This is a genomic window from Corynebacterium sp. HMSC063A05 (genome assembly GCF_001809695.1).
Taxonomy (GTDB): domain Bacteria; phylum Actinomycetota; class Actinomycetes; order Mycobacteriales; family Mycobacteriaceae; genus Corynebacterium; species Corynebacterium amycolatum.
This window is the reverse complement of the sequence record NZ_KV798500.1, coordinates 405,261-429,548: the sequence shown is the minus strand read 5'-3', so window position 1 is coordinate 429,548 and position 24,288 is coordinate 405,261. Positions and strand designations below refer to the sequence as shown.

Genomic DNA, 24,288 nt, shown 5'->3' with positions numbered 1-24,288 from the left:
TAAGCCTGCCCAGCCGGAAAAGCCGAGCAAGCCGTCCAAGCCTGCCCAGCCAGAGAAGCCGAGCAAGCCGTCCAAGCCTGCCCAGCCGAACCACCCGAGCACCCCAGCGCAGTCTGAGGACAACCCAGCCATCACGACTACTGCCGGTATTGCCGGCAAGGCTCAGGTTGAGAAGGGCGCTGTCGTCATCGACACCGTGCACTTCACTGGCCTGAAGCCGGGCACGAAGTACACCCTGACCGGTGAGCTGATGTGCAAGGAGACGGGCAAGTCCACTGGCGCTAGGAGCCGCCTGCACTTTGTGCCGACGGCATCCGCAGGCACGGTTGATGTTCCGATCATCATCACTGATGCCGACTGCGCTTCTCAGGTTGTCTTCGAGACGCTGACCGATGCCAATGGCAAGGAAGTTGCTGTTCACAAGGACATCAACTCTGCGGAGCAGACTGTCACGAATGGCAAGACCCCAGAGAACACGCCCGCTGAGCAGTCCAAGGGTGAGGGCGAGCAGAATACGCCTAACGACGATTCCTCCGCACCCACCAGCGATGCTGCCACCCCGAACACTGTGATTAATCAGCATTCGGAGCAGTACAACACCAACGTCACTGTCATTGGTGGCACTGGCCAGGACAAGCAGAAGAACCATGGAAAGCCGTTGGCTCCGAACTCGGAACGACGTGCAATTAGTTCGGTTCCGTCTGGCCCGACCGGTTTGGCTACTCACGCTCTGCCGACGGTAGCTACGAACTAAGGAGATTCCATGACTGATCAGTTTGGCTCGGACGAGGCCGGACAGGAACCTGGAAACGCACCAGGTTACGAACCGGGCATCGAACCGGAAACCGATACCGGCGCACTCGACCACGTTGATGCGTTTGACCAGGACGAAGACCAGGCCGACGGCCATGTCGAAGACCTGCAGGACGTGCCGTGGTGGAAGCAGCCAAGGATGTATATCGCCGCTATCGCATTAATCGGCGTTATCGCTCTGCTGGTTATTGGCCAACTGAACCGCAATGATTCGGCGCTCGAAGGTGCGCAGGAGAATCTGCCCACTCCAGCACAGGGTTCTCGGGGAGCTGTGCACGAGATGGAGATGCTCATTGATGGTAAGTCGGCTCCGATTGATTTCGTTCAGCTGACTGATCAGGGATCTCTGATTCCGCCGACGGATGTTTCACGCCTTGGCTGGTACTCAGCTTCCGCGATTCCCGGTGAGGAAGGTGCTGCTGGTTCGTCCGTCATCACCGGCCACGTCAATGAGGTGGACCAGGGTGATGGCTACGCTGCACGTTTCGCTGACCTGAGGGCTGGAGACACTGTCACGGTGAAGGTGGATGGCGAAAGCCGCGACTTCACCGTCAGCCACGATCCGATTCAGGTGGTCAAGGGCGCTCGGATGCCCGAGGCCGTCAACGATGCAGTTGGTGAGAACCGCTTGGTTCTCATTACCTGCGGAGGCGAGTTCGTCGGCGGCACGTTGGGATACGCAGACAACATCATCGTCGAGGCCACCCCGGTGCGCTAATCCAGTGCGCTAGGGCGCGGCTCTCAATTCATTGACCAATTCCATTGGCTGTGGTTGTTTGGCGCCGTCGAACAACGGCGGTGCCGCTAACCACAGAAAACACAGATAACCACAGAACAAATCTGCAGAAACACTGCAGAAACACTGAAGATAAGGAAGGTACCTATGAGCATGTTGAAGAAAATCGGTGTCTGGGGTGTGGGCGCACTTGTGCTTGCCGCTCCGGTTGCTACTGCCGCACAGGCGGTAGCTGCACCTGCAAACTCTGCTGACACCGCAGTTGTCGCCCCGGGCAAGGGCGGATTCCTCCACTCGGGCAAGCTGGCCGTCAACCGCTACGTCTTCGAGCTTGAGCATCGCGATGGCAAGGACTACGTCAACATCACTTTCACCGGTGACCACAGCGCTGACGTGCAGATCATGCCGGATGGTATGACTCCCGAGGGCAAGAAGAAGGTCGATCAGATTGGTGACGTCCTCAAGCTCAACGGCTACAACGATGTTCATTACTGGGCGGTTCTCTAAACGTCTTAACTGACGCGGTAGGGCGCCCCGTGTCGCTTACTGTCTTTGTGTTTTTACAGGTCCTAGCACAGGGCGGTGCGTCGCGGGGCGGTTTGCTGCAAACGGCTTTTGCTTTCGCTTGACGACGTTGTCGTGGCAACAAATTCGAGAAGGTTGATAAGTCCCCATTTTCCTGGGATGTACTGGGGGGATGACGGTTTCCCATGGAGGTAATCGGCATGGGTCATTTGGCTGCCCCCGGTTGTGGGGGGTGGGTGGATTCTGCGGGGATTCGAGAATGTTTTGGTCTGATTGGAAAAAGTCGTTGTGACCTCTATAAAAGCGATACCAATCTTCGATAATTCTTACTTTTGCATAAGTTTTCCGTGCGTTCCGGCTTGGCGGCGTGTTTGCGTCGAGTGTTGGCTAAGCGCTGAACAGGTTAAGTTATTTATAAGCGGTTCACTGAGCGTTGTTAACCGAACGAGCAATGGGCCTGAGCTGGAATGTTTATAAATATAAACATAAAAGTTCATGATGCTTAAGCTTAGAAGGTTAGGCGGACTGGTCTTTCCTTTAAGGGAACTCTCAGTTTTGTGCGGTCGGGGAATATCAATGTCGCCGTCTGAAGTGAATCGCGAGACGTATTGAAGCGTGTCGCTTCATTTTGGACTTCTGTAAAGGACCTGTTTTCGTGAATAAGTTCTCTCGTACCGCTCGTTCGGTAACCTTCGCTGCCATCGTGGGTCTGTCGATGGGCGTCTCCGCCCCGGCTGCAATCGCTCAGGACACTGCCGTCAACCAGGCTGCCGGCGACTCCCCACTGGTGAATAAGGGCGCCAAGGGCTCGCTCACCATTCACAAGTTCGGTAACCCGACCGGCGAAGGACATCCCTCTGGTACCGAAGCTGACGTCAAGGATGTTGAGGCCAACGGTGGCCAGAAGCTTGAAGGTGTCGGCTTCACTGTTTACAAGATCAACAAGACTGCAGACGGCGCTACCGACATTGATGTCACCACCAACGAGGGTCTGCTGGCTGCTTCGAAGCTGAAGGCATCTGACTTCTCTCAGGGCGCAGCTCTTAAGGGCGACCTTCCTGCGGGGGTCCTGCAGAAGGTCGCAGACGGCAAGACTGACGCAGACGGCAAGTGGAACGTTGGCACGGATTTGCCTCTCGGTGCTTACCTGGTTGTTGAGACTTCCCCGAAGGAAGGCTACGACCCAGCTGTTCCGTTCATCGCTTTCGTTCCGATGACCAGCAATGGCAAGGTCGGCGCCGAGACTCAGGGCACCACCTGGAACTACGACGTTCACGCATTCCCGAAGAACTACAAGGACGAAGAGCCGGACAAGACCGTCAAGGACAAGGACCAGAACGCAGGCGACAAAAACCTGGTCTACACCGTCACAGGTACTGCTCGCCAGCTGAAGCCGAACACGGAGCGCACCCAGTTCCAGATCACTGACCAGATTGACCCGAAGCTGGAAATCACCGACGTGAAGGTGACGGTCGCTGGCCAGGAGATCCAGCCGACGCAGGATGTTGATGGGAAGTTCTTCGAGGGCAACAAGGTCGACGTCGACCTGAAACCAGAAGTTGCAAAGACTCTCAATGCTGGTGACAAGGTCGTCGTTACCATCACCACCAAGCTGAAGCCGCAGTTCGAGAACGCTACCGACATCGCACCGAACACCGGTTTGGTCTTCCAGAACAACCCAGACGGTACCGAGAACGACACTCCGAAGAAGACTCCGGAGGTCAAGACCTACTGGGGCGGCCTGCAGTTCAAGAAGGTCGATGGCGACCGCAAGGGTCTGGAAGGCGCTGAGTTCCAGATTGTCCGTCAGGAGGCTGGCAAGCAGTGCTCCGAGATTGACACCAAGAAGAAGGACTCCTGGACTCCGGTAAACGGTCAGCAGGGTGGCGAGGTTAAGACCACCTTCGTCTCCGACCAGGACGGTACCGTCAAGATCACTGGTCTCCACGTCAACGACTTCGAAGACAACGCTGTGGTTGAAAACGACAAGCAGTCCCACTACTGCCTGATTGAGACCAAGGCTCCGAAGGGCAAGGAGCTGCTGCCGGAGGCTCTCGAGTTCAAGCTGGTTGCTACCTCGACTGACCCGGAGCGCGTCTACGAGCTGGCTTCCGTCCAGGTCGGCGCTAACGAGGGTGAGGTTGTTAACTCCGACGACACCACCCCGAACCTGCCGATGACCGGTGGCGCCGGTGTTGGCATCCTGGCTGCTATCGGTGCAGCTATCGTAGCAGCTGGTGCATGGTTCGCCCGCCGCGGTTCCAAGAACTAAACCCGAGTAAAGGCTCGGTCACTGGAGCGCTGTAGCTCCAGTGTTGCGGGAATAGCGTGCGTTCAACAGCGCACGCCATTCCTGTAGTTTGCGCATCACTGAAATTACTGTTGCGGCCTTTCGATGTGCTCTTTTTCAACAGCAGGCAACCCCATGCCGGTGAGAAAGAGAAAGGCCACATCCCTTTTTGATTGACTTCTTGGGAGTTCCTCCGTGGGTAAACACTCTGCGTCGACGCTGACGCGGGACGCATCAGATGACCAGCCTGATCAGCCTGAGCAGGCGAAGAAGAACAGCATGGTTCTCCCCGCAATTCTGGTGATTGTGGGTTTACTTGTGATGCTGTACCCGGTTGTCTCCACGGCATTGAACAATTACGGCACCTCTAAGGCGGCCAAAGAGTTCGCCAAGTTGGAAAAGTCCGTACCCCAAGAAGTTAAAGATGAACAGTGGGAACGCGCTCATTCTTACAATGAGCGCCAAACCACCGGCCCGATTCTGGACCCGTGGCTTAACGAAGTTAATGACCACAACCCCGAGTACGCCGCTTATCTCGATCAGCTAAACGCTACCGACGTGATGGCGCGTCTGATCTTCCCAGAGATTCAGGCCGACCTGCCGATTTACCACGGCACCAGCGATGAGGTGCTCGCCAAGGGGCTCGGACACCTATACGGATCCGATCTTCCAGTCGGCGGTGTTGGAACCCACTCCATCATTACCGGTCACACCGGACTTACTAACGTAACGCTCTTCGATAACCTGCGGAAAGCAAAAGAGGGAGACGCCTTCTATATCCAGGTCGCAGGTCACAAGCTGAAGTACGAGATTGATCAAATCAAGGTTGTACTTCCGCATGAGACCGATGATCTTCGTCCCATTGAAGGCCAGGACTACATCACCCTCATCACTTGCACTCCTTACGGAATTAACACGCATCGTTTGCTAGTGCGTGGGCACCAAGTGCCGATGGATCCGTCGGAAAGCAAAATCTTCGATCAAACGCACGGAGCTGGATGGCAGTGGTGGATGTATGCCCTGCTTGTAGCGGTACTTGTGCTTGGCACGGGCTTTGCGTGGTGGCTCTGGCGCCAGCGCCTCGACGCCGACGAAGAGCTTGACGACGACGCCGAGAACGCGGACGTCGAGACTGCTGATGGCGACGCAGACAGCGATGGACTCGCTGACGGCAGCGAATCAGCGTCCGAGGATAATAACAACACTTCGTGGTGGGAAAACGACAATGAATAAATCTTTGACATCCACCTGGAACCGGATAGCTGCGTTCTTAGCTGCCTGCGCTCTGGTTTCAGCAATGGGTGCAGTTGGCGCGAATGACGCCAACGCGGCCAGAATTGTTGGGCATCAGGATGCCCCGGGCGTTTCAGCAACGAGCGGCACGGACATTGTGCGCATTACCTTGAGCCCAGGAAACCCGGACGATGATAATTCGCCAGCTTCGGGTTCTATTTCTGGTGTGACCGTCCATCTGGAGCGTCTCAAGGGAGTCTCGCCGTCTAGGCCGCAGGACCGCGAGAAGGTTGAAAAGGCCACTGCCGCTGAGCTTGCTGCGTGGCCGAAAGACCTTCACTTTAGCCAGGTCACTGATGAAAACGGCTCCGTGAAGTTCAGCGATTTGCCGCAGGGTATTTACCTCGTTACCTCGACGGCTCCGAACGACAGCTACCGGGAGATTAATCCCTTCCTAGTATCGGTGCCGTTCTATGGGCTGGATTATGACTCCACTCCGGTAGAGGGAGTCATTGTGGCGAAGTCGCATAAGCCGGGGGAGACGCCACCACCGTCGACACCTCCGACAACTCCGCCGAAGACCCCGCCAACGACGCCGCCGGCAACACCGCCGAAGACTCCACCGACGACGCCGGGCACATCGACTCCGCCGAAGACCCCGCCAACGACGCCGACAACACCGGGTGAACCGGGAACCTCGACGACCCCGTCGACTACCTCCACGCCACCTGATGAGCCGGGGACCTCGACACCTTCGGACTCTTCTGGATCCTCGTCGAGCTCCGGAAGCAGCGGAAGTTCCGGCTCGCTGGCGCTTACCGGTGTACAGGTGGCAGGGCTGGTAGCTCTCGCCGCAGCCCTGATTGGTGGAGGATTCGTCATTATCGCCGCTAGCAGGAAGAACTCAGAAAGTAGGAAGAACTAATGTTTTCGACAACATTCCGCTTGCCGGATTCACTGCGAACTGTGCTTCGCATGTTCTTGGCTGCTTTGCTAGCGGTAGCTCTCGTTGTCAGCGGTCAGGCGTTTGCGCCCAACGCGCCGCAGGCGCAGGCGCAGACGGAGGTCATTCCGACGTCTCCGCCGAAGTATGAGTTTAAGAATATTGATGCTCGCCCCACTCCTGAATACGAGTTCACAATCGATAGGGATGCGACTATTGACAGCCTGCAATTCAACGTTGGTGGGAAAGGATGGATTCAGGGCTATAGTTTGAAAATCAATGGCAGGGCAATCGACCCGCAGATCACTCGTAACGATAGTGCTCGACAGGCGCCACTCGAATTCGTACATAAGGGGTTGAATCAAACGGTAAAGTTGGGCGACAAAGTCACGCTCAGCCTTCACTACACTACCCCGAAAGGAACTGGCGACGTGGCCATAACCCTTCGTGGTACTCCTGACGGCTCCACTGAGCCCACCGAACCGAGTGAGCCAACAGACCCGTCAACGGACCCGACGGAGCCTACCCAGCCGACAGAGCCGACTGAGCCCACCGAGCCAGAGACCCCGGAGCCGGAACCGGGGCCGGGAACGATAACTCCAGCAGAACCGACTCTTGTCGACCCTGCTACTGCACCGGAGTGCGTGGAGAAGGCTTATATCAATATCCCGGATACCAAGGGAGTTGATTACTACCTCAACGCAAAAAAGGCACCCGCCGGACCTCATGTCTATGAGCAGAACAAGCCAGGAACTGTCAAAGTCACTGCTGTGGCGCAGCAAGGTTTTAAGCTTGCCCCGAATGCGCGTACCGAGTGGACTTTCAATCTAAGTGGTGAAGTTAAAAACTGCTCAAATTCCTCCGAAGACCCCAAGCCACCGGCTGTCGAAGGGCGTCACTTTGATGCCATCGGTCACGAGTTTGCAGTTAAAGCTGACCCAGTAGATCCGAAGAAGCCCAATGCCTTTACGGCTAAGGTGACTGAGGAGTCTCACATGAAGTATGCAACGGTGCGTATCGAAACTGACGCGACTTTCTTGGATCCGCAGAAGTACAACCTCACTCTGGATCAAATTGAACCAGGTGTGACTTTGCAGAAGCGCAACGTCAACATTGGCAATGGGTTCATCACTATGGACGTTGTTCCGGTAAAGGACGGCAAACCGGTTGACTCTGCTCTCGTGCCTAAAGATGCAGTGTTTACCTTCACCAATAATCTTTCACAGAACAAGAACCTGAAGGTGACGCTCGACGTGTACGGAGAGAAAAAGAGCACACCAAAACCACCAGAGATTATTACTCCGCCGGATGGAGCTCAGTGGGTTCATGGACGTGTCGCTAACCCGCCGATGCCGCAGCGTTGTGGTCTGCGCATTGCTGTGGTGGCCGACCTGTCCACCTCACTGAATTACGCTGATTCAAATGGCTTTACCGAGTCGAAGCGGGCGGCAAATGCTTTGATTGATTCGTTGGCTGGAACCCCTGCAGAACTGGGTATCTACAACTTCGCGGGTGGAGCGCCACGTGCTGCTAACGGCTCAACCTATGGGCAGAACCCTCCTTACATCTCGTTGCAATCAGAACAAGGTGTAAACCGGGCAAAGAGCATTGTCGCTAATTGGCAAGGCGACGGCTCGACCAACTGGGAGGCAGGCCTCAAGCAGGTCGCGGCAGGAAACTATGACGTGGTGTACTTCATCACCGACGGTATGCCGACATATTCCTCGAAAGCGCCCGGATTAAAACTTGGTGGCGAATTTGTTCAAGAATCTGCCCTTAACCAGGCAATCGACGCAGCAAATGAGCTGAAAGCGGCCGGAACTCGCATCGTCCCGATTATGGTCGACTTGACTGTAGGTGGAACGCATGCTCGGCACACAACTGTTACTCAGGATCTCGTGCTGAAAAATGTACGTTGGTGGAACTCGAATGTATCCAATTCAGAGCCAGGGCTTTATTGGCAGTTCACAAAAAACTACGTGGATGCTGCGAGTTACTTAAAGACGAATACCACGGCAAATTTCGAGCTAGCTTTCAAGGGGGACGGTTTCAGTGTGTTTGAGCGTACCCCGGACGGACGTTGGAATAACATCACGAGAAATCAATCCAAGTGGACCTATGGTCCACGTGGGGTTAAGACCATGGGTGAGGATATTTCCGGTACAGGCGACACCATCCGAGTTGAGCAATACTCCAAGCTCGCCGCGCAGATGAAGCAGATCGGTGAACAACTCGCTTCTCGTTGTAACGGTGTAGTGAAGGTCAAGAAGCGGATTGTCGATGAAAACGGCAAGGTCCTCGAAGACGGCGCCCCAGGTTGGGAGTTCACTCTTTCTGCGAAGAACAATGTCATCAGTTCTGGTAATGGCCCGTTGGTTCATCAGTCGATGAAGGTAACCTCCGGATCTGAATCCGATAAGGGTACTGCATCGTGGAACATTGAAAGCGAGCGTGAGCAGTCGCTGGTTCTGGCTGAAACACAGAAGCAGGGCTTCACTTTGTTCCGCCGCGGTGACACCTTGGATTCCACCGGTGACTTCAACGCCGTATGTACTCAAACCCGCGACGGGAAAACCTCACCTCTCAAGGTGGAGAATGTGGGCGAGTTCGGTTTCCGCGTAAAGATGTCGGAATCCAATAAGGTCCTGTCTTCCATTTCCTGTGTCGTCGATAACTACGAAGCACCGGACACCAAGCCGGGCAAGCTGACCTTGGAAAAGGCAGAGTACGTCGATGGTGAGGGAGTCAAGATTCTACCGGGACTTGGTGGTGCGACCTTCGATATCTACCCCTCGGCAGGTGGTCAGCCAGACCACAGTGGAGGACCGGTCTACACCATCACGCCTGATCAGAAGTCGATTGAAATCACTGAGACTGGCACTTTCTACCTTGTAGAAACGATGGCACCGGCAGGACTTAGCCTGCTGCCAGAGCCAGTAGCTTTTGAAATCTCAATTGACCAGGAGACCAAGGAGTACACCGTCTCAGTGGTAGGTGGCAGCAGCCCGCTTATCAAGGCCGAAGGCTCCGGCGAACTCATGATCATGCAGGTGACCGACACCAAGACCGGTAAGCTGCCAAAGACCGGCGGAAACGGAGTTCTTCTCTGGACACTGTTTGGTGCGGTAATCGCAAGCTGCGGTTGGTTCTGGACTCGCCGCCAGCAGTCCTAATAACAAGAATGGGTTCTGTGCAGTCGCCTGCACAGAACCCATTGGGCAGCACAAAGAACAAGACTCGCGTCCCACCCATCAGGAAGCCCTACGCAAACAAAGCCCTCTTACCAGGGTGAATTAGCGGTGATATAGGAGCCAAGCTGCTGCCCGTTCCCATCGATGATGTTCCAATTAGTCGATACAACGCCAACAGCACCTTTTTCCGGAACCCATACAGGGCCACCGGAATCGCCGCGTTGAGCGTGTACATTCTGAACCTGTAGAGCGTTGTCCTCGATTTGGTATGCCTCTCGATCAGCGGCTAAACCGCAGGTCACTTTCCCCGTAGTGTTTCCGTATATGCAGACTGTCTCACCAGTTTGAACATCTGTTGGGGATATTATTGAGTCACCCGAATACGAATTCTCACCGGCAGTAGCGGGGTCATCAAGCGAAACAACTCCGATATCGTTTCCCGTATCTAGTGAATGGTTATAGGTGGGAGACGGTTGGAATACTCCAATTTTCTGGAAGGTCCCATCCGTCACCGTGTCTCCTTCTTGCCCACAATGACCTGCTGTGTAGATCTGAGAGTTGGTTTTGTCGACGTAGCCAGCTGTACAGACACTGGCTTGTGGCCCATTAGCGTGAACGATAACAACTGGATCACCTTGGTTGATAGTGGCAGCGTAGGCCGGTAGTCCGGTTGTAGCCGTGATGATGGCAGTGACAGTGAAAATCCATGAAGGTCTATTCATGGGGAAATCTGCTCCTCAGTGAGTTGGTCGGTGGCGGCCCAAAAACTGGTTCTGGCGCTTCCAGGTCGCACATTGAAAAGCATTTCCTCTGGTTGATTTTCCTAGAGGGCGAATACGAACGCGCATGGTAAGCGTCCAATCATCCTAAAGATGCGCAAAAACGAAGCTAATCTCGTCGAAAAAGATGGAACTTAAGCGTGCCGGGCAGTTTATATACCCGTTTCGTATCGCGAATATAAGGAAATGTATAAAACTATCAGTTAAGGCAGAACCTACGCTCAACTGAGCAATCATGTGCGATAGCGCTCCAAAAATGGGGTGGCAAAAAGGGCAACGCCTATCGGGGGAGCATGGCTAAACAGCTGCACTAACCAGCAGCAGAGTCGCCGCTGGCACTGTCGCCGTCGTCAAGCGCGGCAACCAAATCGTGGCGCGCACGAGTTCCAACCAGGGCCGGTACTAATCCAACGTCGAAATATGGAATAGTGCCGCAAATTGCACCTTGTTATACAAAGTTGTTGAATTTGTTAGCATTCTGCAGGCAAGTGGGGGCCGCTCGTAACATCAGAACCGTGAATGGCAGGTAAAAACTGCCGTCACGCAGGAGTAATCCAAAAATACAAAAATACCCGGAAGGCTGTGGACAAAAACAAATCAAATCTGCGATCCGGTTATCTAAGAATTTTTTATAACGAAAGCCCTACTAGAGGGGGTCTCACGCAGCTATGTACACCTAGCCGTACTGCAGGTTGCCTGCGGCAGTTATAGCATTGGCGTTGTCCAGACATTTCGTCTACATCACTGAGAATAGGAACGGCACATCATGGCTGACAATGCAAAGAACTCTGCTAAGAACACTCCGGCAACTCAGGCTGGCTCGGATTCTGCGAATAAGGGAACCGGCCACGGCCACACTTCTATCGACGACAGTGTCGTCTCCAAGATTGCAGGCATCGCTACCCGCGAGGTCTCCGGTGTCTATGACCTTGGTGGTGGCATGGATCGCTTCGCTGGTTCCGTCCGTGAGTTTGTCTCCGGCGGCAGCGCCAACGTGTCCCAGGGAATTGCCGTTGAGGTCGGCGAGCGCCAGGCTGCAGTGGACGTCACCATCATTGCTGAGTACGGCGTTGCCATCCATGAGCTGGCAGAGGCTATCCGTCAGAACGTCATTAGCTCCGTTGAGCGTATGACTGGCCTCGAGGTCACTGAAGTCAATGTTGATGTTTCCGATGTTCACACCGACTACCAGACCCCGCAGGAGCGCGAAGAAGAGGCCGCTAAGCAGCGCGAAGAGCAGCGCAAGGCCATCGCGGCTGCTAACGAGCCCAAGGAGCAGCCACGCGTTCAGTAGTTAACAACTATTGCGCGTCGAAGCCGGGCAGGATGGGCAGGTAAGCCCGTAAAAAGGGGAATTTCATGTTCGATAATTACACAAAGACCTTCGCGACGATTGCCGTTGTCCTGTGCTTCGCCGCAATGATTGGTGGTTTCACGGGCTTTCTTGCGGTTATTGCCTTCGGAGGTCTGGCCGGTGCAGCCGGTGCGGTACTCGATGGCAAAATCGACGCGCCCGAGCTCAACCGTAAGTTCAACCGAGGAGGCCGCCGACGGTGACTATCCACGTTCCAGCAACGCGTGGCACCACCGTCGTAAGCGAAAAGGCAATCCGCCGCATCGTAGAGATGGCCGTGCGCGCGGTTCCCGGCACCCTCGACCAATCCCGTGTGCTAGGGCGCGACTATCCAATTGTCTCAATCGACCGTGAGATTGCCCCTAGTTCTGCCACTACAAACGTCGTTAGTGCGGTTCGAGTCGCAGTTCGCGCCGTTGCATCATGGCCGGCGCCGACAGCGGAAATTGCAGTGCGCATTCGGTCCAGCGTTGCCACCTGGCTCGCTGACATGGCCGGACTTGAAAATGTCACCGTCGATGTTGACATCGACAGCGTCGAACCCGGGCACGTGCGTGTCACCAGAGAGGACTTGGCGCACTTTTCAGATCACCCGCAGGTGACACCTGTCCGGGTGAACCAGCAGGTAGTGACTACCCCGCAGGTGCGGTGGGTCCCAGAAGTGCAGTCCATCGCTGTACCGACGCCGCAGCCGGTACGCAGTATTTCAGTACCGCAGCCGCAGTCAGTGCGTAGCATTCAGCCGGTGACACCGCAGCCGGTACGCAGCATTACTCCGCCGCGTCCGCAACGGGTACGCAGTGTCCCAGCACCTGCTCCACAACCGGTGCGCTTTGTCATGCAGCCGAAGCCGCAACCAGCTGTGGCTATTAAGGCACCAAAGCCGCAACCGGCCCGTCGCGTTGTTGTGCCACCGCCGCTGCCAGTGGTTCGCACCCCGGCACCGAAGCCGAAACAGGTGCGTCGCACACCAATTCCACGGCCCATACAGCTGCGAAACGTCACAGCGCCAAAGCCGTCGTCCTTGGTACAGGTGAGCGTGCCCCGGCAGCCAAATCTGCGTCCAGTACGCGTGCCGTCGCCACGCACAATTAGTGTTAAGGCGCCACGACCAGCGCTACTGCGGCCGGTTAAAGTGCCGCGTCCAACTCGGCTGAAACAAGTTCGCGCACCGCGACAGGAGCAGCTGCGCCCGGTATCTGTGCCACAACCACGTACCGTGGTGGTAAGCACGCCAGAGCCGCGCCCACTGAAAAAGATTGAGGTGACACCCTATGACGCCGACTGAGACGGCTTCGGCTGCGATGGTCTCGGACGAGTCGGTCGAAACTCGCCAGGGACGTGACCCACGTCAATCGCCAAAGGTCCGCGGGCTAGGAGTTTTCGCTGGTCTGTTGATAATCGCAGTGGCCGTAGTTGCAGGTAGAGAAGCAATCATCAGTGCCAATGGCTCGGGTGGCACCTCATGGTTACAGCCGGTATTCGACTGGTTCAGCAACCCACTAGACTCCGCCGCGTCGTGGGTGCTGCTTCTCGTCGGAATCCTAGCTGCGATCTATGGGCTGGGACAGCTCATCGCGGTGTTTCTTCCTGCCCCGCGTCGGTATGTACGCGTCGATGACGATGGCAACCTGCCAGTGTGGATGCACAAGTCTGACTACCAAGAACTCCACAATGGCACGGCACTTGCTTCCGGAGTTCGCGGCGAATACGAAGGTGATGACAAGTGAAAACATCAGTAAGCGTATTCGACCGAATTGTGTTGTTCCTCTTCTCAGCGCTGCTACTGCTGGTAGCAACATGGGCAATTGCGAGCTACTTCGGCGTCGCTCCCGCACAGTGGCTTCATGACACCGGACGGATGGACTCCTGGGGAAAAATACCTGAGCAAAGCTGGTATGTTCCCGTCCTCGGTGTGGTCACAGCGGTTCTAGCGGTCGTCGGCTGTATCTTGGTGGTCGCTAATCTGCGCTCGCACCGGTTCAGCACCGTCGCCGCAGCGGAATCACAAGAAAAACTGGGAGAGATTTCGCTGCCGGTCGCCGACGTTGCCGATGCGGTGTGCACCGATCTAGAGCGCAACGCACACATTAACCAGGCGGATTCGCGGGTCTACCGCGATAATGGAATCCCTACCTTGGAAGTGACCGTGGCAATGTCGCCGCACGCGAGCCTCCCCGCTGTTGTAGCTGCCCTGAAAAACGCGGAGCGTGATATGCGGGATGCCATCGGGCATGCTGATATCGCCTCGACTTACAAAATCGAGCTAGACCGTTAGTCAGCTAGTCAGCTTCGCGGGGAGACAACCTAGATTGGCCAGCTGGGTGCGCTGGCCGGAGCGGGTCTAAACAGCTGCAGAGTCGCCGCTGGCACTGTCGCCGTCGTCAAGCGCGGCAACCAGATCGCGGCGCGCACGGGCGACGCGTGAGCGAATAGTGCCCACGCGACAACCTGCGATTTCCGCGGCCTCCGCGTAGGAGTACCCCAGCACCTGCGTCAGAATGAGTGCCTCGCGGCGTTCCTCCGGCAGCTGCTCCAGCAGCACGCGAGCGTCAGCGAGCTCTGACCACGACTCGCCGGTCGTAAACTGCTCGGCAGCATTTTCCACTTCCACCGCAGACTTCTTCGGACGCGCCGAATCATGGCGGACCGAGTCCACCCACACGCGCCGGGCCAGCGACAACAGCCAGGTGCGGGCAGAAGAACGCGCCGCAAAACGGGGAAGTGCCCCCATGACACGCAGATACGTCTCCTGCGTTAAATCATCCGCAGCATCAACGCCGCCCAGATGTGCGACCAAACGCCACACGTCCTTCTGCGTCAGCCGCACGAACTCCGTCAGCGCAGCCTGATCACCGCGACCGGCTTTCAGCGCCAGCTGCGTGATGTATTCGTCATTAGAGACGAGGCGTGCAGGAGTCATGGCAATAGCTTAGCAACTTAAAACCTAAAGATAATTCGCCTGGCTGCACGTGGCCTCACCTGCAAAAAGCAGGCGGCGACGCAGCCAGGCGAACTAGGGGCTGAAGTGTTAGAAGCGGATGGCGTCGATGGGCTTGACGCGGACTGCGATGGTGGCCGGGATAATACCCGCCAGCGCGCCCACGAATGTCGCGACCAACACGCCGATTACAGCGGCCGTGACGGGGTAGGCCACGGCACCGGTCTCCAGCGGCAACGCCAACATCTTATCCAGCGGCAGCTGCTTGACCGTGATGATCGAGGCAATCACGCCAACCACGCCCGCCACCGTCGTGGCGACAATCGACTCCAAGAACACAGAGATAAAAATCCGGCCTGCCGACGCGCCCATTGCGCGACGAATACCAATCTCACGGACACGGTGGCCGATGGTGACAATCGAGACCGTGAGCAGGCCCAACGCGCCAAGCGCGATCACAATGCCACCGATAATGCCCAGCGCCGTAGTGATGGTGTTATTCATCTCCTGGGAAATCTCCGTGTCCTTCTCCGACAGGGAGGTATTCACCTTCCAGCTGGGGCCGAGCTCCGCCTGGAAAATATTGTGCAGCGCCTTCTGGTTCTCCTTCGCGGACTCCTCAGGCGTTGCGACGAGCAGTTGCGGCTCACCCACCGGACCCTCGTAGCCGGCATTGAGGAAGGAATCGTAGTGCGTGACAACGCTCGGGGCGTCCCACGATCCGAGGGACTTATACACTCCCACCACGGTGAAAGTGGTGTTGCCGGTTTCCTTCAAGGTGAAGGTTGGGTGGTCGGCTAGCGCTGGGTTTCCCAGGCTCTCGTAGAACTGGTCGTTGACCACCACGGGGTTCATCAAGCGCTGGCCATCGGCATCTTCCAAGCGGCGTCCCTGCACGATGGTGCGGGCGTAGATGTCGAACCAGCCCGGGTCAGCGGCGATCAGCTCCGGAGTACCTGGCGAAAAGCACTCGTAATCATCCGGTGCGCAGTCATCCATATTGTGCTCAGGTGTGGCTGGCTGCATGCGAACCCGCGACCACAAGTTGGCATGGGTGGTCTCTACCAGGCGATGCGTGGCAGCGGAAAAAGCGTCGTTGATGGACCCGTCCGGATTGATGACGCTCAAATCGTCCGGTCCGTTTCCGCCGACGCCCGCGCCGCCGAAGCTGCCGAAGCTATCGGCCATTGTGCCGGCGCTGCTGTCACCGAAGCCGCCATCGCCGAAGTCTCCACTATCCTCAGAACCGGAACTACCCGCTCCGGCAGTCAACGTGACCGTGCCGGCGACACCCGTGCTCTGCGCGGTTACCGCATCCTGAGAGCTGGTGAGAATATTGCCAAGCGCAATGACTGTGGTCATCGCCCACACTGCGGCGGCCACACTGACCAGCGACAGCATGATGCGGCCACGGTTAATGCGCAGCTCATGCCACGCTTCCAGCAGAGCGCCGAGATAAGGCGTTGCTGCATAGAGGAAGGACGGCCGTGACTTCGATTCGGTTTCTTTATTCGTCGTCATCAGCAACCTCCTCGAAGCCGTGCATGGCGTTGGCGGCAGATAGCAGGACGGAGTCGGCGTGCAACTGCCCGTCGCGAAGCTCAAGTGCCCGATCGCCGCGCTCGGCGACCTCTAAATCGTGCGTAATCACAATCAGCGCAGCATTGTTTTCCGTGGCGACTTCTTCGAGCAGATCCATGACGATCTTGCCGGTGTCGACATCGAGCGCACCAGTGGGCTCATCGGCAAGAATGAGCTGCGGTTGGCGCACGAGCGCACGGGCAATTGCCACACGCTGCTGTTCACCACCGGAAAGCTGGGAGGGGGTGGCCTCTAGGCGGTCTCCCAGGCCGACGCGCTCCAGCATCGCGGCGGCGAGCTCGGTGCGATTCCAGAACTTCTCGCCTCGGTCGTACATCAGCGGAACCTCGACGTTTTCCAGAGTGGTGCGGGAGGGGAAGAGGTTGAACTGCTGGAAGACAAATCCTAAATTATCGCCCCGGAGCGCAGCGCGTTTCCTATCCGACAAGGTGGAAATATCAGTGCCGTCGAACGTGTACGTGCCAGAATCCGGCAAATCGAGCATGCCAATGATGTTCAGCAGCGTTGACTTACCCGAACCGGACTGGCCGACAATGCTGAGGTGCTCACCGCGTGGCACTTCGAGGTCGATGCCTTTCAAAATAGGCAGCTCCTCGCCGTTGGGGAGCGTCACTGTTCGAGTGACTGCGGTCAAACTAAGCATGGCGCGGGCCTACTTTTCAGAGCCAGCGTCATCGCCGGACTCGTCGAAGCCAGTGTCACTGCCTTCACCAGTGCCGGTGCCAGTGCCGCTGCCGTCGCCAGCGAACTCGTTCCTGTAGGAAGGCACATACTCCAAAACCTGCTGGCCTTCCTTCAGGCCACGCTTGATTTCAATGAAAGTGCCATCGTTGGCGCCCAGCTCGACCTTGATCTTGGTGGGCTTGCCGCCATCCTTAGCTGGAGCGTAGACAACACCTTCGCGGAAGCGTCCCTCCACGGCGGTCACTGGCAGTGCTGGAACCTCCGAGGTCGTGCCGCTGCCAAGAATCAGCGTTGCGGGAACACCTTCGTAGACGGTCTGATCTGCGGGAATATCGCAGCGCAGCTGTGGGCCGCCCGAGGAACTCCCCGCAGCGGCGGCACCCATGCCAGCACCCTCTCCGGCGCCGGTGTTCTGCGAGCCCGTGCCACTTCCCGTGACAGTCTTCACCGAATCACACAAAAATGGTGCCGGGCCATCGGTGATAGCGAGGCGGCCATTGTTAATCGAGTCTCCCAGCGTGTACAGCTGGCTCGGCTTAATAGGTGCTACGGCGTGGAAGCTATTCGGCGAAATGGTGCCAATTTCCTGGCCAATCTCGACCGTCTGGCCAATGACGATATCCCACTGCACAGTGCCAGAAGCCTTAGCGGTGATGTTTCCCCAGGTCACGGTAGTTTCGGGCGCGGCAGCTGCGGCGCTTTCATCATCGGAATCCGCGCTGCCGGAGGTGCTGGCATTCTCGGACACCGAGGTTTTCTTCACCTGGAGCAGGTTTTGGCCCTCTACGGCGTTGCCACCGCTGTTGACAAAGGCGTCAGTGATTTCACCAGACGCGTTGGCACGGATCACGGTGGGCTCATCCGGGACGATGGTGGCAGACAGTTTCTGCGTGTTATTGATCCGCTGAGGGGATAGCTCCGTGGTGGGTTGGGAGAAATCACCGGTTGCTTGCGCATAGCCCTCGTCGTTAGCGGGGAAGAATGCGATCTTGAGAAGCGCAATGGTCGCCAGCAACGCCAGCGTGTACTTGAAGACTGTGAGCGCTTTTGCGCCCCTCCCTTGTTTTTTCATGTCTGCAGAAGTATCCGATCAGAATCCAAATTGACAGCGTGGTACGCGACAAATCCTACCCGTAACCCGCGCGGGCAGCGGTAGTGCTGGCTATACCTTTTATTCAGTGCTGATAGGTATTGCATGAAAGCGCAGTAAGTGCTTTTCGACGGTCATTGTGTGCGGTTTTCTTCGAGAAAAATCTGCCTTTTTTGGGTCGAGTGTTCGTCGCCGATATAGCGAACCTAATCGGACTAATAATTAAGTCCATATATCAATCCCGGAGGACTGATAGGCAAAATATGAAACTTCGTGTAGGGTGGAAAACGTCAGGGCATGTTGCGACTGACATCTAGCCCTCGTCTTTAGGAGGAAACCCCATGTCGAATCTCTATGAAGGCTCCAATGGTCCGACCACTCGTCTTAACGGCGCGCCGGTTCCTACAGAGCAGCATTCGCTAACAAACGGCCCGCAGGGAGGTATCAACCTCCACGACATCCACTTGCTGGAAAAACTCGCACACTTCAACCGTGAGCGCATCCCGGAGCGCGTTGTTCACGCTAAGGGCGCAGGTGCTTTCGGTGAGCTGACCATCACCGAGGATGTCTCCAAGTACACCAAGGCTGCCGTCTTCCAGCCGAACACTGTCACTCCGATGCTGGCGCGATTCTCCACTGTCGCTGGTGAGCAGGGCTCCCCGGATGGCTGGCGTGACGTGCGCGGTTTTTCGCTGAAGTTCTACACCGAAGAGGGCAACCTCGACATCGTGGGCAACAACACGCCGGTGTTCTTTATCCGCGATGGCATTAAGTTCCCGGACTTCATCCACTCTCAGAAGCGCCTGCCGGATACGGGTCTGCGCGATGCCAATATGCAGTGGGATTTCTGGACTGCCTCTCCGGAGTCCGCTCACCAGGTCACCTACTTGATGGGTGACCGTGGTATTCCGAAGGACTTCCGTCATATGGACGGCTTCGGTTCCCACACCTACCAGTGGATTAACGCTGAAGGTGAGCGCTTCTGGGTTAAGTACCACTTTAAGACTCGCCAGGGCTGGGACTTCCTGACGGATGATGAGGCCGCTGAGCTGGTAGGCGAAAACACGGATCACGCTCGCCAGGATCTCTTCGAGGCAATTGAGCGCGGCGACTACCCAACCTGGGACGTCAAGGTGCAGATTATGCCTTACGACGAGGCTGCCGGCTACAAGGTGAACCCGTTCGACCTGACCAAGACCTGGTCGCAGAAGGACTACCCGCTGATTCCGGTCGGTCACTTCACCCTGAACCGCAATCCGGGCAACTTCTTCGCCGAGATTGAGCAGGCCGCATTCGCGCCGTCGAATACCGTGCCGGGTGTCGGCTTCTCCCCGGATAAGATGCTGCTGGCTCGTGTGTTCTCCTACGCTGATGCGCACCGCTACCGTCTTGGTGTCAACCATGACCAGCTGCCGGTGAACCAGCCGCGCTGCCCAGTGAATTCCTTCTCGCAGGACGGCTACGGCACCTACCACTACGCTGACCCGAATCTGCCGGTTCATGGCTCCAACGCCGCCGGACGCGGCCCGGAGGCCGATACCGCGGCTGCGGCCAAGGCCGCTGGCTGCCCAGTCCACTCCGGTCACGCGGGGCAGGTTGACGCTGGCGCTTTTGGCCAGTGGGAAAGCGTGGGCGAAGAGTTCTACGCCGGCGCCTACGTGCAGCACCCTGAGGATGATGACTTCTCGCAGGCAGGCGATCTTGTCCGCAATGTGATGGACGATGCCGAGCGCGATCGCTTGGCAAACAACATCGTCGGCGCCATGCAGGGTGTTTCCCCAGAGGTGGAGCAGCGTGTCTACCAGTACTGGACCAACGTTGATTCCTGGCTCGGTACTGAGGTGGAAAAGCGCTTCAAGGCAACGAAGTAAGTACGAAAAGCGTTAGCCCTGCAGGTGGTTTGACCAGCTGCAGGGCTAACGCTTTATTTAAAAATTCTGTCTGTGCATGACAGCCACGGGCTTTGTGGTTGCCTGCACGCCGACCCAGTTGGGGCGGCTAAGGAACAACCCTAAGTGTGGGCTGTATTAAGCTCCGATACCCGGCAGGCTCGGGGAGCCGTTGAAAAACGACTTCGGAGCAGCTGCAGCCTCGTCAGACTCTTCGGCGGACTCGGACACTTCTTGACCCTGTTCGGCAGCGTCGGAGACACTATCAGCCTCAACACCACTGACGTGGGTGGAGTTGTCATTGTGGGTGGACTGATCGTTCGTGATGTTGATGTCCATGAAGTCGCGGCCGAACGGAGCGTTCCAGTCACCGGTTTCCAGGAGGGTCAGATCACCATCGATGGTCGGGTTAATCTCGACGGTGACGTTGACGGTCGGGCCGGAAGGCATTGCTTCCAGAACCTCAACGATAGGAGTGACGTCCATTTTTGGTGTTCCTTTAGACAGTAACGAAATGAAAAATATCGGTTTTAACTGAACAATAAACCGCAGTCTTTATTAGAGACTCGCGGTTTATTGTGTCAAGGATTGGCAGAGTTATTGTCCTGCCATGAAGCCCGGGAGCTTAGTTCGGCTTGATGCCAGAAATTTCCGGGTTCAGGAAGTCGAAGTCCTTGGACTGGTCGACCTCAGTGTGCGGGTTCAGGAAGTCGGAAACCTCGGTGTCGTGGGAGTCGGTGGTGGAGTAGTCATCGTTGGAGGTGATGTCCAGGAAGTCGTTACCGAACGGCAGGTTCAGGTCGCCACCAACGTTAGCGAAGTTGATGTCGCCGCCAGCCAGCTGCTCGAAAGCCGGCAGCGGGCTCTCGACGGTGACGGCCGGAAGGGCTTCGAGGATGGTTGCGATATCTTCTGCAGAGCAGGACATGAGAAAATCCTTAGGTTCTCGGGGGTAAAGATTTTGAGTCGCTCTTGGCGATCTCACAGAAATTAAGTTAACCGATGGGCCAAGGGGCTGCAATGAAAAAATAGGTGGCTCGGTCCGCCTCCAGTTGGTTGTGTCCCCTGAAGCTCGCTCAAATCCATCTAAAAATATTGGAAAGAGGGCGGTTATGAGTCGGTCGGGACGACCCCGGCCTCTGCCTGAATATCGGATGACAAAAGTGTTGTTTTCCTAATCTTTACCGGGATTGCATTGGTTGTTTTGTTCTTGGTGTCACAAAGGTGCAGGCAAACGGCGAATTCATCAAAAATGATAACCAAGGGTTCCCTAACTAAGGGAAACCAAAGATTAGTTAACGGCAAAAACTGCCACTCAATTTAGGGGCATAAACGGGGTTAACGAGCGACCCATATCCTATGAGAGGTACATCACATTGTGGGAGGCCAAAAGTGTGGGGAAACATACCCCCTTTTGGGTAGGGTGGGTGGCCCAAAGGGGGTCTTGGAGAGCACTGAGAGGCCGCTCTGAAACCGACCGGCAACGGCCCGGTAACGCCGTATTCAGGAGGTTTCCCGCGCCGCACGTTACCGCTCCGGCGCGTAGTCCTCAGCGGAGCCGTCACGGGCACCCAGCACTGCGCGTCCAAGTACCTCGGAGGCGACGGTGGCGACGACCAGGACAGCAACAATGGCCAGAATGGCGGTGAGGGTTTTGCCCCACGTCAGATCACCCTGGTCGGCCTCTAGGACCAAGTTGGCAATCACCAGTGCGGGGATGCCCACCATGATTCCGGCTGAAAGCTGGTTCAACCGGCTCAAGGCATCTTTAGAGCGCCACATGGCCACGCCCGCCAGGAGCAGGTATAAAGATCCGCCAATGACCAGCACGGCAAACAATATAGTTACAAGAATTGAAGCGATACTCATATTGCGATTCGTCCTTAATCGGTCTTAGCGGCGGCCACGGGAAATAACTCGGGCCAGGCCCACGGTCGACAGAATGCCAAGCAGACCCGCCAGCATTGCAATATCGAAAGTGATGGCCGTAGTCCGCAGCATGGCAGTTGTGAGGAACACTCCCACCATGGGGTAGAAGGCAGCGTCGGAAAGCACTGCGCGTGAGACATTGCCCTTGACCCGGAAGATCAGCACCACGCCCACAAGCAGCGCCACTGAACATAGAGCAATGCCAATGCCGCTGATTACCTGTACTGCGGTGGGTTCGATCAATGTGTCATTCATGAGCGTGCTCCTTTGTCTTCGCCTTTGGAGGCAATGCCATCCGGCAGCGGCAGACCATGGTCGACCTCAGCGGCAACGCCGACGACTGCATCCGGGTCAATGAACTTGCCCGCGCTGTACTCCTCGAAGACGAAAGCCTTCGGGCGGGGGACATCGCGGAGGCTGGGAACGAGGTGCTCCTCCATGTCGTAGAGGGAGTCGTACAGCGCGTCCAGGTCGGCACCGAAGATTGCGTGGATGATGAACAACCGTCCCACATCGGTCTCACGGACACCGCAGACTAGCGTGCCAGGAGTCATGGTGATGGACTCGGCAAAGAGAGTGACCTCAAGGTCAGACGTCACACGCAGCGGCAGCCCAATGAGCACCGGCTGCTGCTTCTGGTGCGAGCGCAGCGTATCGCGCACCACGTCCGTCGCAGCCACAACAACCTGCCAGACCAGCCAGAGGGAATAGCGGATAACATGCAGGAACTTCATCAGTAAATACCTCCGATGGCGTTTTCAACCCCGCCGAGAGTGGCCTCGCGGTAGCCATCAATATTCAGCAGCGCATCAGCCGCACCGGTAGTCGCCCAAGTGACGGCACCGACCGCGACAAACATTGCCACAGAAACAATTGCCAGCATGGCGGACGGCGCAACCAGCGCGCCCGGAACGCGAACGGAATCGTCCACACCCTGCATGGGGCGGCCCCAGAAGACCGCGCGCCACAGCCGAATCATGGCCAGCAGCGAGCCCAGCGAGGCCACGATGATTGCGGTGATTGCAATAATCGAACGGGCATCGCCAGTAGCGGCAGAGGCAAAGACAATGCCCACCTTGCCCCACACACCGGAAAATGGCGGGAAACCAACAATGGAGAAGCTCATCGCCGCCATCACCCAAGCGACTGCTTGGTCGCGGCGGGCAAGCCCAGAAAGCCTGGAGAGCGTACCCGTACCGTAGGTCTCTTCCACCGCACCGGAGCCCAGGATGAGGGCACCGACAGTCACCATGTGGTGGATCGCGTAGAAAATACCCGCAGCCAGTGCTGCCTTGGCGCCCTGGCCGTCGTTAGCATCCGTGAACGCCAGCACAATCAGAATGAACGGCATACCCGTGACCATCTGGTAGGCGAGCACCTCACGCATGGTGTTCTCGGCGAGACCAGCAAACGCGCCAACCAGCATCGAGATCGCCATGATGATAATGATCGGCCAGTGCCAGGAGGGGTTCATGCCCACAATCACGACGTAGATGCGGAAGAGCATGTACACCGCCACCTTCGTATGCACCGCAGAGAACAGCGCCATCACCGCAGGGCTTGTCGACGGGTACGTCCTAGGCAACCACGTGTGCGCCGGAACCAAACCAGCCTTCACACACAGTGCGATGATGACAATGCCCAACGCGACCACACCCGTGCCGCCAGGGCCGCCCTTGCTGGCCATGTCGGCCAGCATTGCGATGTTCACATTGCCCGCCGAGCCGTAGATCAGCGCGACACCAATCAGCAACACCGTGGAGGTCAAGAGGTTGACCAGCACGAAGTTACGGCCAGCAGCCAGGCGGTGCCAGGTACCGGTGACCACAATCAGGCCGTAGGAGGGCAGCAGCATGACCTCCATGAACACGAAGAAGTTGAACAGGTCGGCAGTCAGGAAAGCACCCGACATGCCGGACAGCATCATCAGCGTCAGGGAAGGGAAGAAACGAGAGGTGTTTTCACCCGCGACGTGGGCGAACCAGTTACCGATGGCAACCACAGCGGCAGCCACACCCAGCATCAGCATGGAGAACGTGTCCGCCAGGAAAGGAATCGAGATACCACCGGGGAACGCGCCCACGCCGTGGCCGACCGGGCCGTTTTCAGTGACGTAGAACATCACCCAAAATGCAGCCAGCGACGATAGGGCCGGAACGGCGATGCCCATCGTCGCGCGCATCCACAGCTTCGGCAGGATGGCTGTGACTGCCGACAAAATCAGCGGCAGTGCCGCAAACAGTGGCAGTAGCGAAGACAAAGTTGAAGGGGACATTGCAGAGGTCATTG

24 protein-coding genes are annotated in these 24,288 nt (G+C 56.9%); 13 read left to right on the top strand and 11 right to left on the bottom strand.

The features are described 5' to 3' along the window. The 7 genes from HMPREF2651_RS10970 to HMPREF2651_RS05735 all read left to right on the top strand — a co-directional run. Nucleotides 1–754, top strand: a 754-nt coding sequence (locus HMPREF2651_RS10970; RefSeq protein WP_168162258.1) for a VaFE repeat-containing surface-anchored protein, incomplete at its 5' end; no start/stop codon positions are given. 9 nt (nucleotides 755–763) lie between these two features. Next, on the top strand, nucleotides 764–1,531 hold the full coding sequence (locus tag HMPREF2651_RS05760; RefSeq protein WP_038627376.1) for a class F sortase: 768 nt from the start codon (nucleotides 764–766) through the stop codon (nucleotides 1,529–1,531). Between the two features lie 165 nt (nucleotides 1,532–1,696). Further along, nucleotides 1,697–2,056 carry a hypothetical protein gene (locus tag HMPREF2651_RS05755; protein ID WP_005511660.1) on the top strand — a complete coding sequence of 120 codons (360 nt, stop codon included), beginning with the start codon at nucleotides 1,697–1,699 and terminating at the stop codon, nucleotides 2,054–2,056. A gap of 673 nt (nucleotides 2,057–2,729) precedes the next feature. Beyond that, nucleotides 2,730–4,346: a SpaH/EbpB family LPXTG-anchored major pilin gene (locus tag HMPREF2651_RS05750; RefSeq protein WP_049181743.1), complete on the top strand. Its 1,617-nt coding sequence runs from the start codon at nucleotides 2,730–2,732 to the stop codon at nucleotides 4,344–4,346. Between the two features lie 237 nt (nucleotides 4,347–4,583). After that, nucleotides 4,584–5,597: a class C sortase gene (locus HMPREF2651_RS05745; RefSeq protein ID WP_239392967.1), complete on the top strand. Its 1,014-nt coding sequence runs from the start codon at nucleotides 4,584–4,586 to the stop codon at nucleotides 5,595–5,597. Further along, a complete protein-coding gene (locus HMPREF2651_RS05740; RefSeq protein WP_049181738.1) occupies nucleotides 5,590–6,522 on the top strand; it encodes an isopeptide-forming domain-containing protein in 933 nt (310 codons plus the stop codon). Before HMPREF2651_RS05745 ends, HMPREF2651_RS05740 begins: the two co-directional genes overlap by 8 nt. Then, nucleotides 6,522–9,713 carry an LPXTG cell wall anchor domain-containing protein gene (locus HMPREF2651_RS05735; RefSeq protein WP_049181735.1) on the top strand — a complete coding sequence of 1,064 codons (3,192 nt, stop codon included), beginning with the start codon at nucleotides 6,522–6,524 and terminating at the stop codon, nucleotides 9,711–9,713. The genes HMPREF2651_RS05740 and HMPREF2651_RS05735 overlap by 1 nt, the downstream gene beginning before the upstream one ends. Before the next feature lie 107 nt (nucleotides 9,714–9,820). Here HMPREF2651_RS05735 and HMPREF2651_RS10795 read toward each other — a convergent pair whose 3' ends face one another. Then, nucleotides 9,821–10,453 (bottom strand): trypsin-like serine protease, encoded by a 633-nt coding sequence (locus HMPREF2651_RS10795; RefSeq protein WP_049181734.1) that lies wholly within the window; start codon nucleotides 10,451–10,453, stop codon nucleotides 9,821–9,823. An 823-nt stretch (nucleotides 10,454–11,276) separates the two neighbouring features. On the opposite strand from HMPREF2651_RS10795, the gene HMPREF2651_RS05730 reads away from it, so the two are divergent. The 5 genes from HMPREF2651_RS05730 to HMPREF2651_RS05710 all read left to right on the top strand — a co-directional run bounded on the left by HMPREF2651_RS05730 (nucleotide 11,277) and on the right by HMPREF2651_RS05710 (nucleotide 14,142). Continuing rightward, a complete protein-coding gene (locus tag HMPREF2651_RS05730) occupies nucleotides 11,277–11,804 on the top strand; it encodes an Asp23/Gls24 family envelope stress response protein (RefSeq protein ID WP_049181732.1) in 528 nt (175 codons plus the stop codon). A 65-nt stretch (nucleotides 11,805–11,869) separates the two neighbouring features. Then, nucleotides 11,870–12,067: a hypothetical protein gene (locus HMPREF2651_RS05725; protein WP_005511694.1), complete on the top strand. Its 198-nt coding sequence runs from the start codon at nucleotides 11,870–11,872 to the stop codon at nucleotides 12,065–12,067. Continuing rightward, nucleotides 12,064–13,152: an Asp23/Gls24 family envelope stress response protein gene (locus HMPREF2651_RS05720; RefSeq protein WP_049181730.1), complete on the top strand. Its 1,089-nt coding sequence runs from the start codon at nucleotides 12,064–12,066 to the stop codon at nucleotides 13,150–13,152. Before HMPREF2651_RS05725 ends, HMPREF2651_RS05720 begins: the two co-directional genes overlap by 4 nt. After that, entirely contained in the window at nucleotides 13,139–13,594 is a 456-nt protein-coding gene (locus HMPREF2651_RS05715; protein ID WP_049181727.1) for a hypothetical protein, read from the top strand. The genes HMPREF2651_RS05720 and HMPREF2651_RS05715 overlap by 14 nt, the downstream gene beginning before the upstream one ends. Beyond that, nucleotides 13,591–14,142, top strand: a complete 552-nt coding sequence (locus tag HMPREF2651_RS05710; RefSeq protein WP_049181724.1) for a hypothetical protein — start codon at nucleotides 13,591–13,593, stop codon at nucleotides 14,140–14,142. Before HMPREF2651_RS05715 ends, HMPREF2651_RS05710 begins: the two co-directional genes overlap by 4 nt. A 66-nt stretch (nucleotides 14,143–14,208) precedes the next feature. Here the strand turns inward: HMPREF2651_RS05710 and HMPREF2651_RS05705 are convergent, their stop codons facing one another. From HMPREF2651_RS05705 to HMPREF2651_RS05690, 4 genes are all read right to left on the bottom strand, one after another. After that, nucleotides 14,209–14,787 carry an RNA polymerase sigma factor gene (locus HMPREF2651_RS05705; RefSeq protein ID WP_048759123.1) on the bottom strand — a complete coding sequence of 193 codons (579 nt, stop codon included), beginning with the start codon at nucleotides 14,785–14,787 and terminating at the stop codon, nucleotides 14,209–14,211. A gap of 108 nt (nucleotides 14,788–14,895) precedes the next feature. Next, a complete protein-coding gene (locus HMPREF2651_RS05700; protein ID WP_038627397.1) occupies nucleotides 14,896–16,326 on the bottom strand; it encodes an ABC transporter permease in 1,431 nt (476 codons plus the stop codon). Beyond that, complete coding sequence (locus HMPREF2651_RS05695) at nucleotides 16,313–17,050, bottom strand: ABC transporter ATP-binding protein (RefSeq protein WP_038627399.1); 738 nt, start codon at nucleotides 17,048–17,050, stop codon at nucleotides 16,313–16,315. Before HMPREF2651_RS05695 ends, HMPREF2651_RS05700 begins: the two co-directional genes overlap by 14 nt. 9 nt (nucleotides 17,051–17,059) lie before the next feature. Further along, the gene (locus tag HMPREF2651_RS05690; protein WP_038627401.1) at nucleotides 17,060–18,163 is read right to left on the bottom strand and encodes an efflux RND transporter periplasmic adaptor subunit; all 1,104 of its coding nucleotides are present in this window, start codon (nucleotides 18,161–18,163) and stop codon (nucleotides 17,060–17,062) included. A 359-nt stretch (nucleotides 18,164–18,522) separates the two neighbouring features. Here HMPREF2651_RS05690 and HMPREF2651_RS05685 point away from each other — a divergent pair, with 359 nt between their 5' ends. Then, a complete protein-coding gene (locus tag HMPREF2651_RS05685) occupies nucleotides 18,523–20,052 on the top strand; it encodes a catalase (RefSeq protein WP_049181721.1) in 1,530 nt (509 codons plus the stop codon). Nucleotides 20,053–20,208: 156 nt separating this feature from the next. On the opposite strand, the gene HMPREF2651_RS05680 is transcribed toward HMPREF2651_RS05685, so the two are convergent. The 6 genes from HMPREF2651_RS05680 to HMPREF2651_RS05655 all read right to left on the bottom strand — a co-directional run bounded on the left by HMPREF2651_RS05680 (nucleotide 20,209) and on the right by HMPREF2651_RS05655 (nucleotide 24,274). Further along, nucleotides 20,209–20,556, bottom strand: a complete 348-nt coding sequence (locus HMPREF2651_RS05680) for a hypothetical protein (RefSeq protein WP_049181720.1) — start codon at nucleotides 20,554–20,556, stop codon at nucleotides 20,209–20,211. Between the two features lie 139 nt (nucleotides 20,557–20,695). Beyond that, the gene (locus HMPREF2651_RS05675) at nucleotides 20,696–20,998 is read right to left on the bottom strand and encodes a hypothetical protein (protein ID WP_049181718.1); all 303 of its coding nucleotides are present in this window, start codon (nucleotides 20,996–20,998) and stop codon (nucleotides 20,696–20,698) included. A 599-nt stretch (nucleotides 20,999–21,597) separates the two neighbouring features. Beyond that, nucleotides 21,598–21,939 (bottom strand): monovalent cation/H(+) antiporter subunit G, encoded by a 342-nt coding sequence (locus tag HMPREF2651_RS05670; protein WP_048731421.1) that lies wholly within the window; start codon nucleotides 21,937–21,939, stop codon nucleotides 21,598–21,600. Nucleotides 21,940–21,963: 24 nt separating this feature from the next. Further along, nucleotides 21,964–22,254 carry a monovalent cation/H+ antiporter complex subunit F gene (locus tag HMPREF2651_RS05665; RefSeq protein WP_070585994.1) on the bottom strand — a complete coding sequence of 97 codons (291 nt, stop codon included), beginning with the start codon at nucleotides 22,252–22,254 and terminating at the stop codon, nucleotides 21,964–21,966. Beyond that, the gene (locus HMPREF2651_RS05660) at nucleotides 22,251–22,733 is read right to left on the bottom strand and encodes a Na+/H+ antiporter subunit E (RefSeq protein ID WP_038627409.1); all 483 of its coding nucleotides are present in this window, start codon (nucleotides 22,731–22,733) and stop codon (nucleotides 22,251–22,253) included. The genes HMPREF2651_RS05665 and HMPREF2651_RS05660 overlap by 4 nt, the downstream gene beginning before the upstream one ends. After that, nucleotides 22,733–24,274 (bottom strand): monovalent cation/H+ antiporter subunit D family protein, encoded by a 1,542-nt coding sequence (locus HMPREF2651_RS05655; RefSeq protein WP_049181752.1) that lies wholly within the window; start codon nucleotides 24,272–24,274, stop codon nucleotides 22,733–22,735. The genes HMPREF2651_RS05660 and HMPREF2651_RS05655 overlap by 1 nt, the downstream gene beginning before the upstream one ends. Between the last annotated feature and the right edge of the window lie 14 nt (nucleotides 24,275–24,288).

Excerpts from the sequence above, each read along its gene's own strand:
- HMPREF2651_RS05690 (WP_038627401.1), bottom strand. The coding sequence starts at position 18,163 with ATGAAAAAACAAGGGAGGGGCGCAAAAGCGCTCACAGTCTTCAAGTAC.
- HMPREF2651_RS05685 (WP_049181721.1), top strand. The coding sequence starts at position 18,523 with ATGTCGAATCTCTATGAAGGCTCCAATGGTCCGACCACTCGTCTTAAC.
- HMPREF2651_RS05680 (WP_049181720.1), bottom strand. The coding sequence starts at position 20,556 with ATGGACGTCACTCCTATCGTTGAGGTTCTGGAAGCAATGCCTTCCGGC.
- HMPREF2651_RS05735 (WP_049181735.1), top strand. The coding sequence starts at position 6,522 with ATGTTTTCGACAACATTCCGCTTGCCGGATTCACTGCGAACTGTGCTT.
- HMPREF2651_RS05700 (WP_038627397.1), bottom strand. The coding sequence starts at position 16,326 with ATGACGACGAATAAAGAAACCGAATCGAAGTCACGGCCGTCCTTCCTC.
- HMPREF2651_RS05730 (WP_049181732.1), top strand. The coding sequence starts at position 11,277 with ATGGCTGACAATGCAAAGAACTCTGCTAAGAACACTCCGGCAACTCAG.
- HMPREF2651_RS05675 (WP_049181718.1), bottom strand. The coding sequence starts at position 20,998 with ATGTCCTGCTCTGCAGAAGATATCGCAACCATCCTCGAAGCCCTTCCG.
- HMPREF2651_RS05715 (WP_049181727.1), top strand. The coding sequence starts at position 13,139 with ATGACGCCGACTGAGACGGCTTCGGCTGCGATGGTCTCGGACGAGTCG.
- HMPREF2651_RS05740 (WP_049181738.1), top strand. The coding sequence starts at position 5,590 with ATGAATAAATCTTTGACATCCACCTGGAACCGGATAGCTGCGTTCTTA.
- HMPREF2651_RS05760 (WP_038627376.1), top strand. The coding sequence starts at position 764 with ATGACTGATCAGTTTGGCTCGGACGAGGCCGGACAGGAACCTGGAAAC.
- HMPREF2651_RS05655 (WP_049181752.1), bottom strand. The coding sequence starts at position 24,274 with ATGTCCCCTTCAACTTTGTCTTCGCTACTGCCACTGTTTGCGGCACTG.
- HMPREF2651_RS05695 (WP_038627399.1), bottom strand. The coding sequence starts at position 17,050 with ATGCTTAGTTTGACCGCAGTCACTCGAACAGTGACGCTCCCCAACGGC.
- HMPREF2651_RS05725 (WP_005511694.1), top strand. The coding sequence starts at position 11,870 with ATGTTCGATAATTACACAAAGACCTTCGCGACGATTGCCGTTGTCCTG.
- HMPREF2651_RS05665 (WP_070585994.1), bottom strand. The coding sequence starts at position 22,254 with ATGAATGACACATTGATCGAACCCACCGCAGTACAGGTAATCAGCGGC.
- HMPREF2651_RS05660 (WP_038627409.1), bottom strand. The coding sequence starts at position 22,733 with ATGAAGTTCCTGCATGTTATCCGCTATTCCCTCTGGCTGGTCTGGCAG.
- HMPREF2651_RS05755 (WP_005511660.1), top strand. The coding sequence starts at position 1,697 with ATGAGCATGTTGAAGAAAATCGGTGTCTGGGGTGTGGGCGCACTTGTG.
- HMPREF2651_RS05705 (WP_048759123.1), bottom strand. The coding sequence starts at position 14,787 with ATGACTCCTGCACGCCTCGTCTCTAATGACGAATACATCACGCAGCTG.
- HMPREF2651_RS05670 (WP_048731421.1), bottom strand. The coding sequence starts at position 21,939 with ATGAGTATCGCTTCAATTCTTGTAACTATATTGTTTGCCGTGCTGGTC.
- HMPREF2651_RS10795 (WP_049181734.1), bottom strand. The coding sequence starts at position 10,453 with ATGAATAGACCTTCATGGATTTTCACTGTCACTGCCATCATCACGGCT.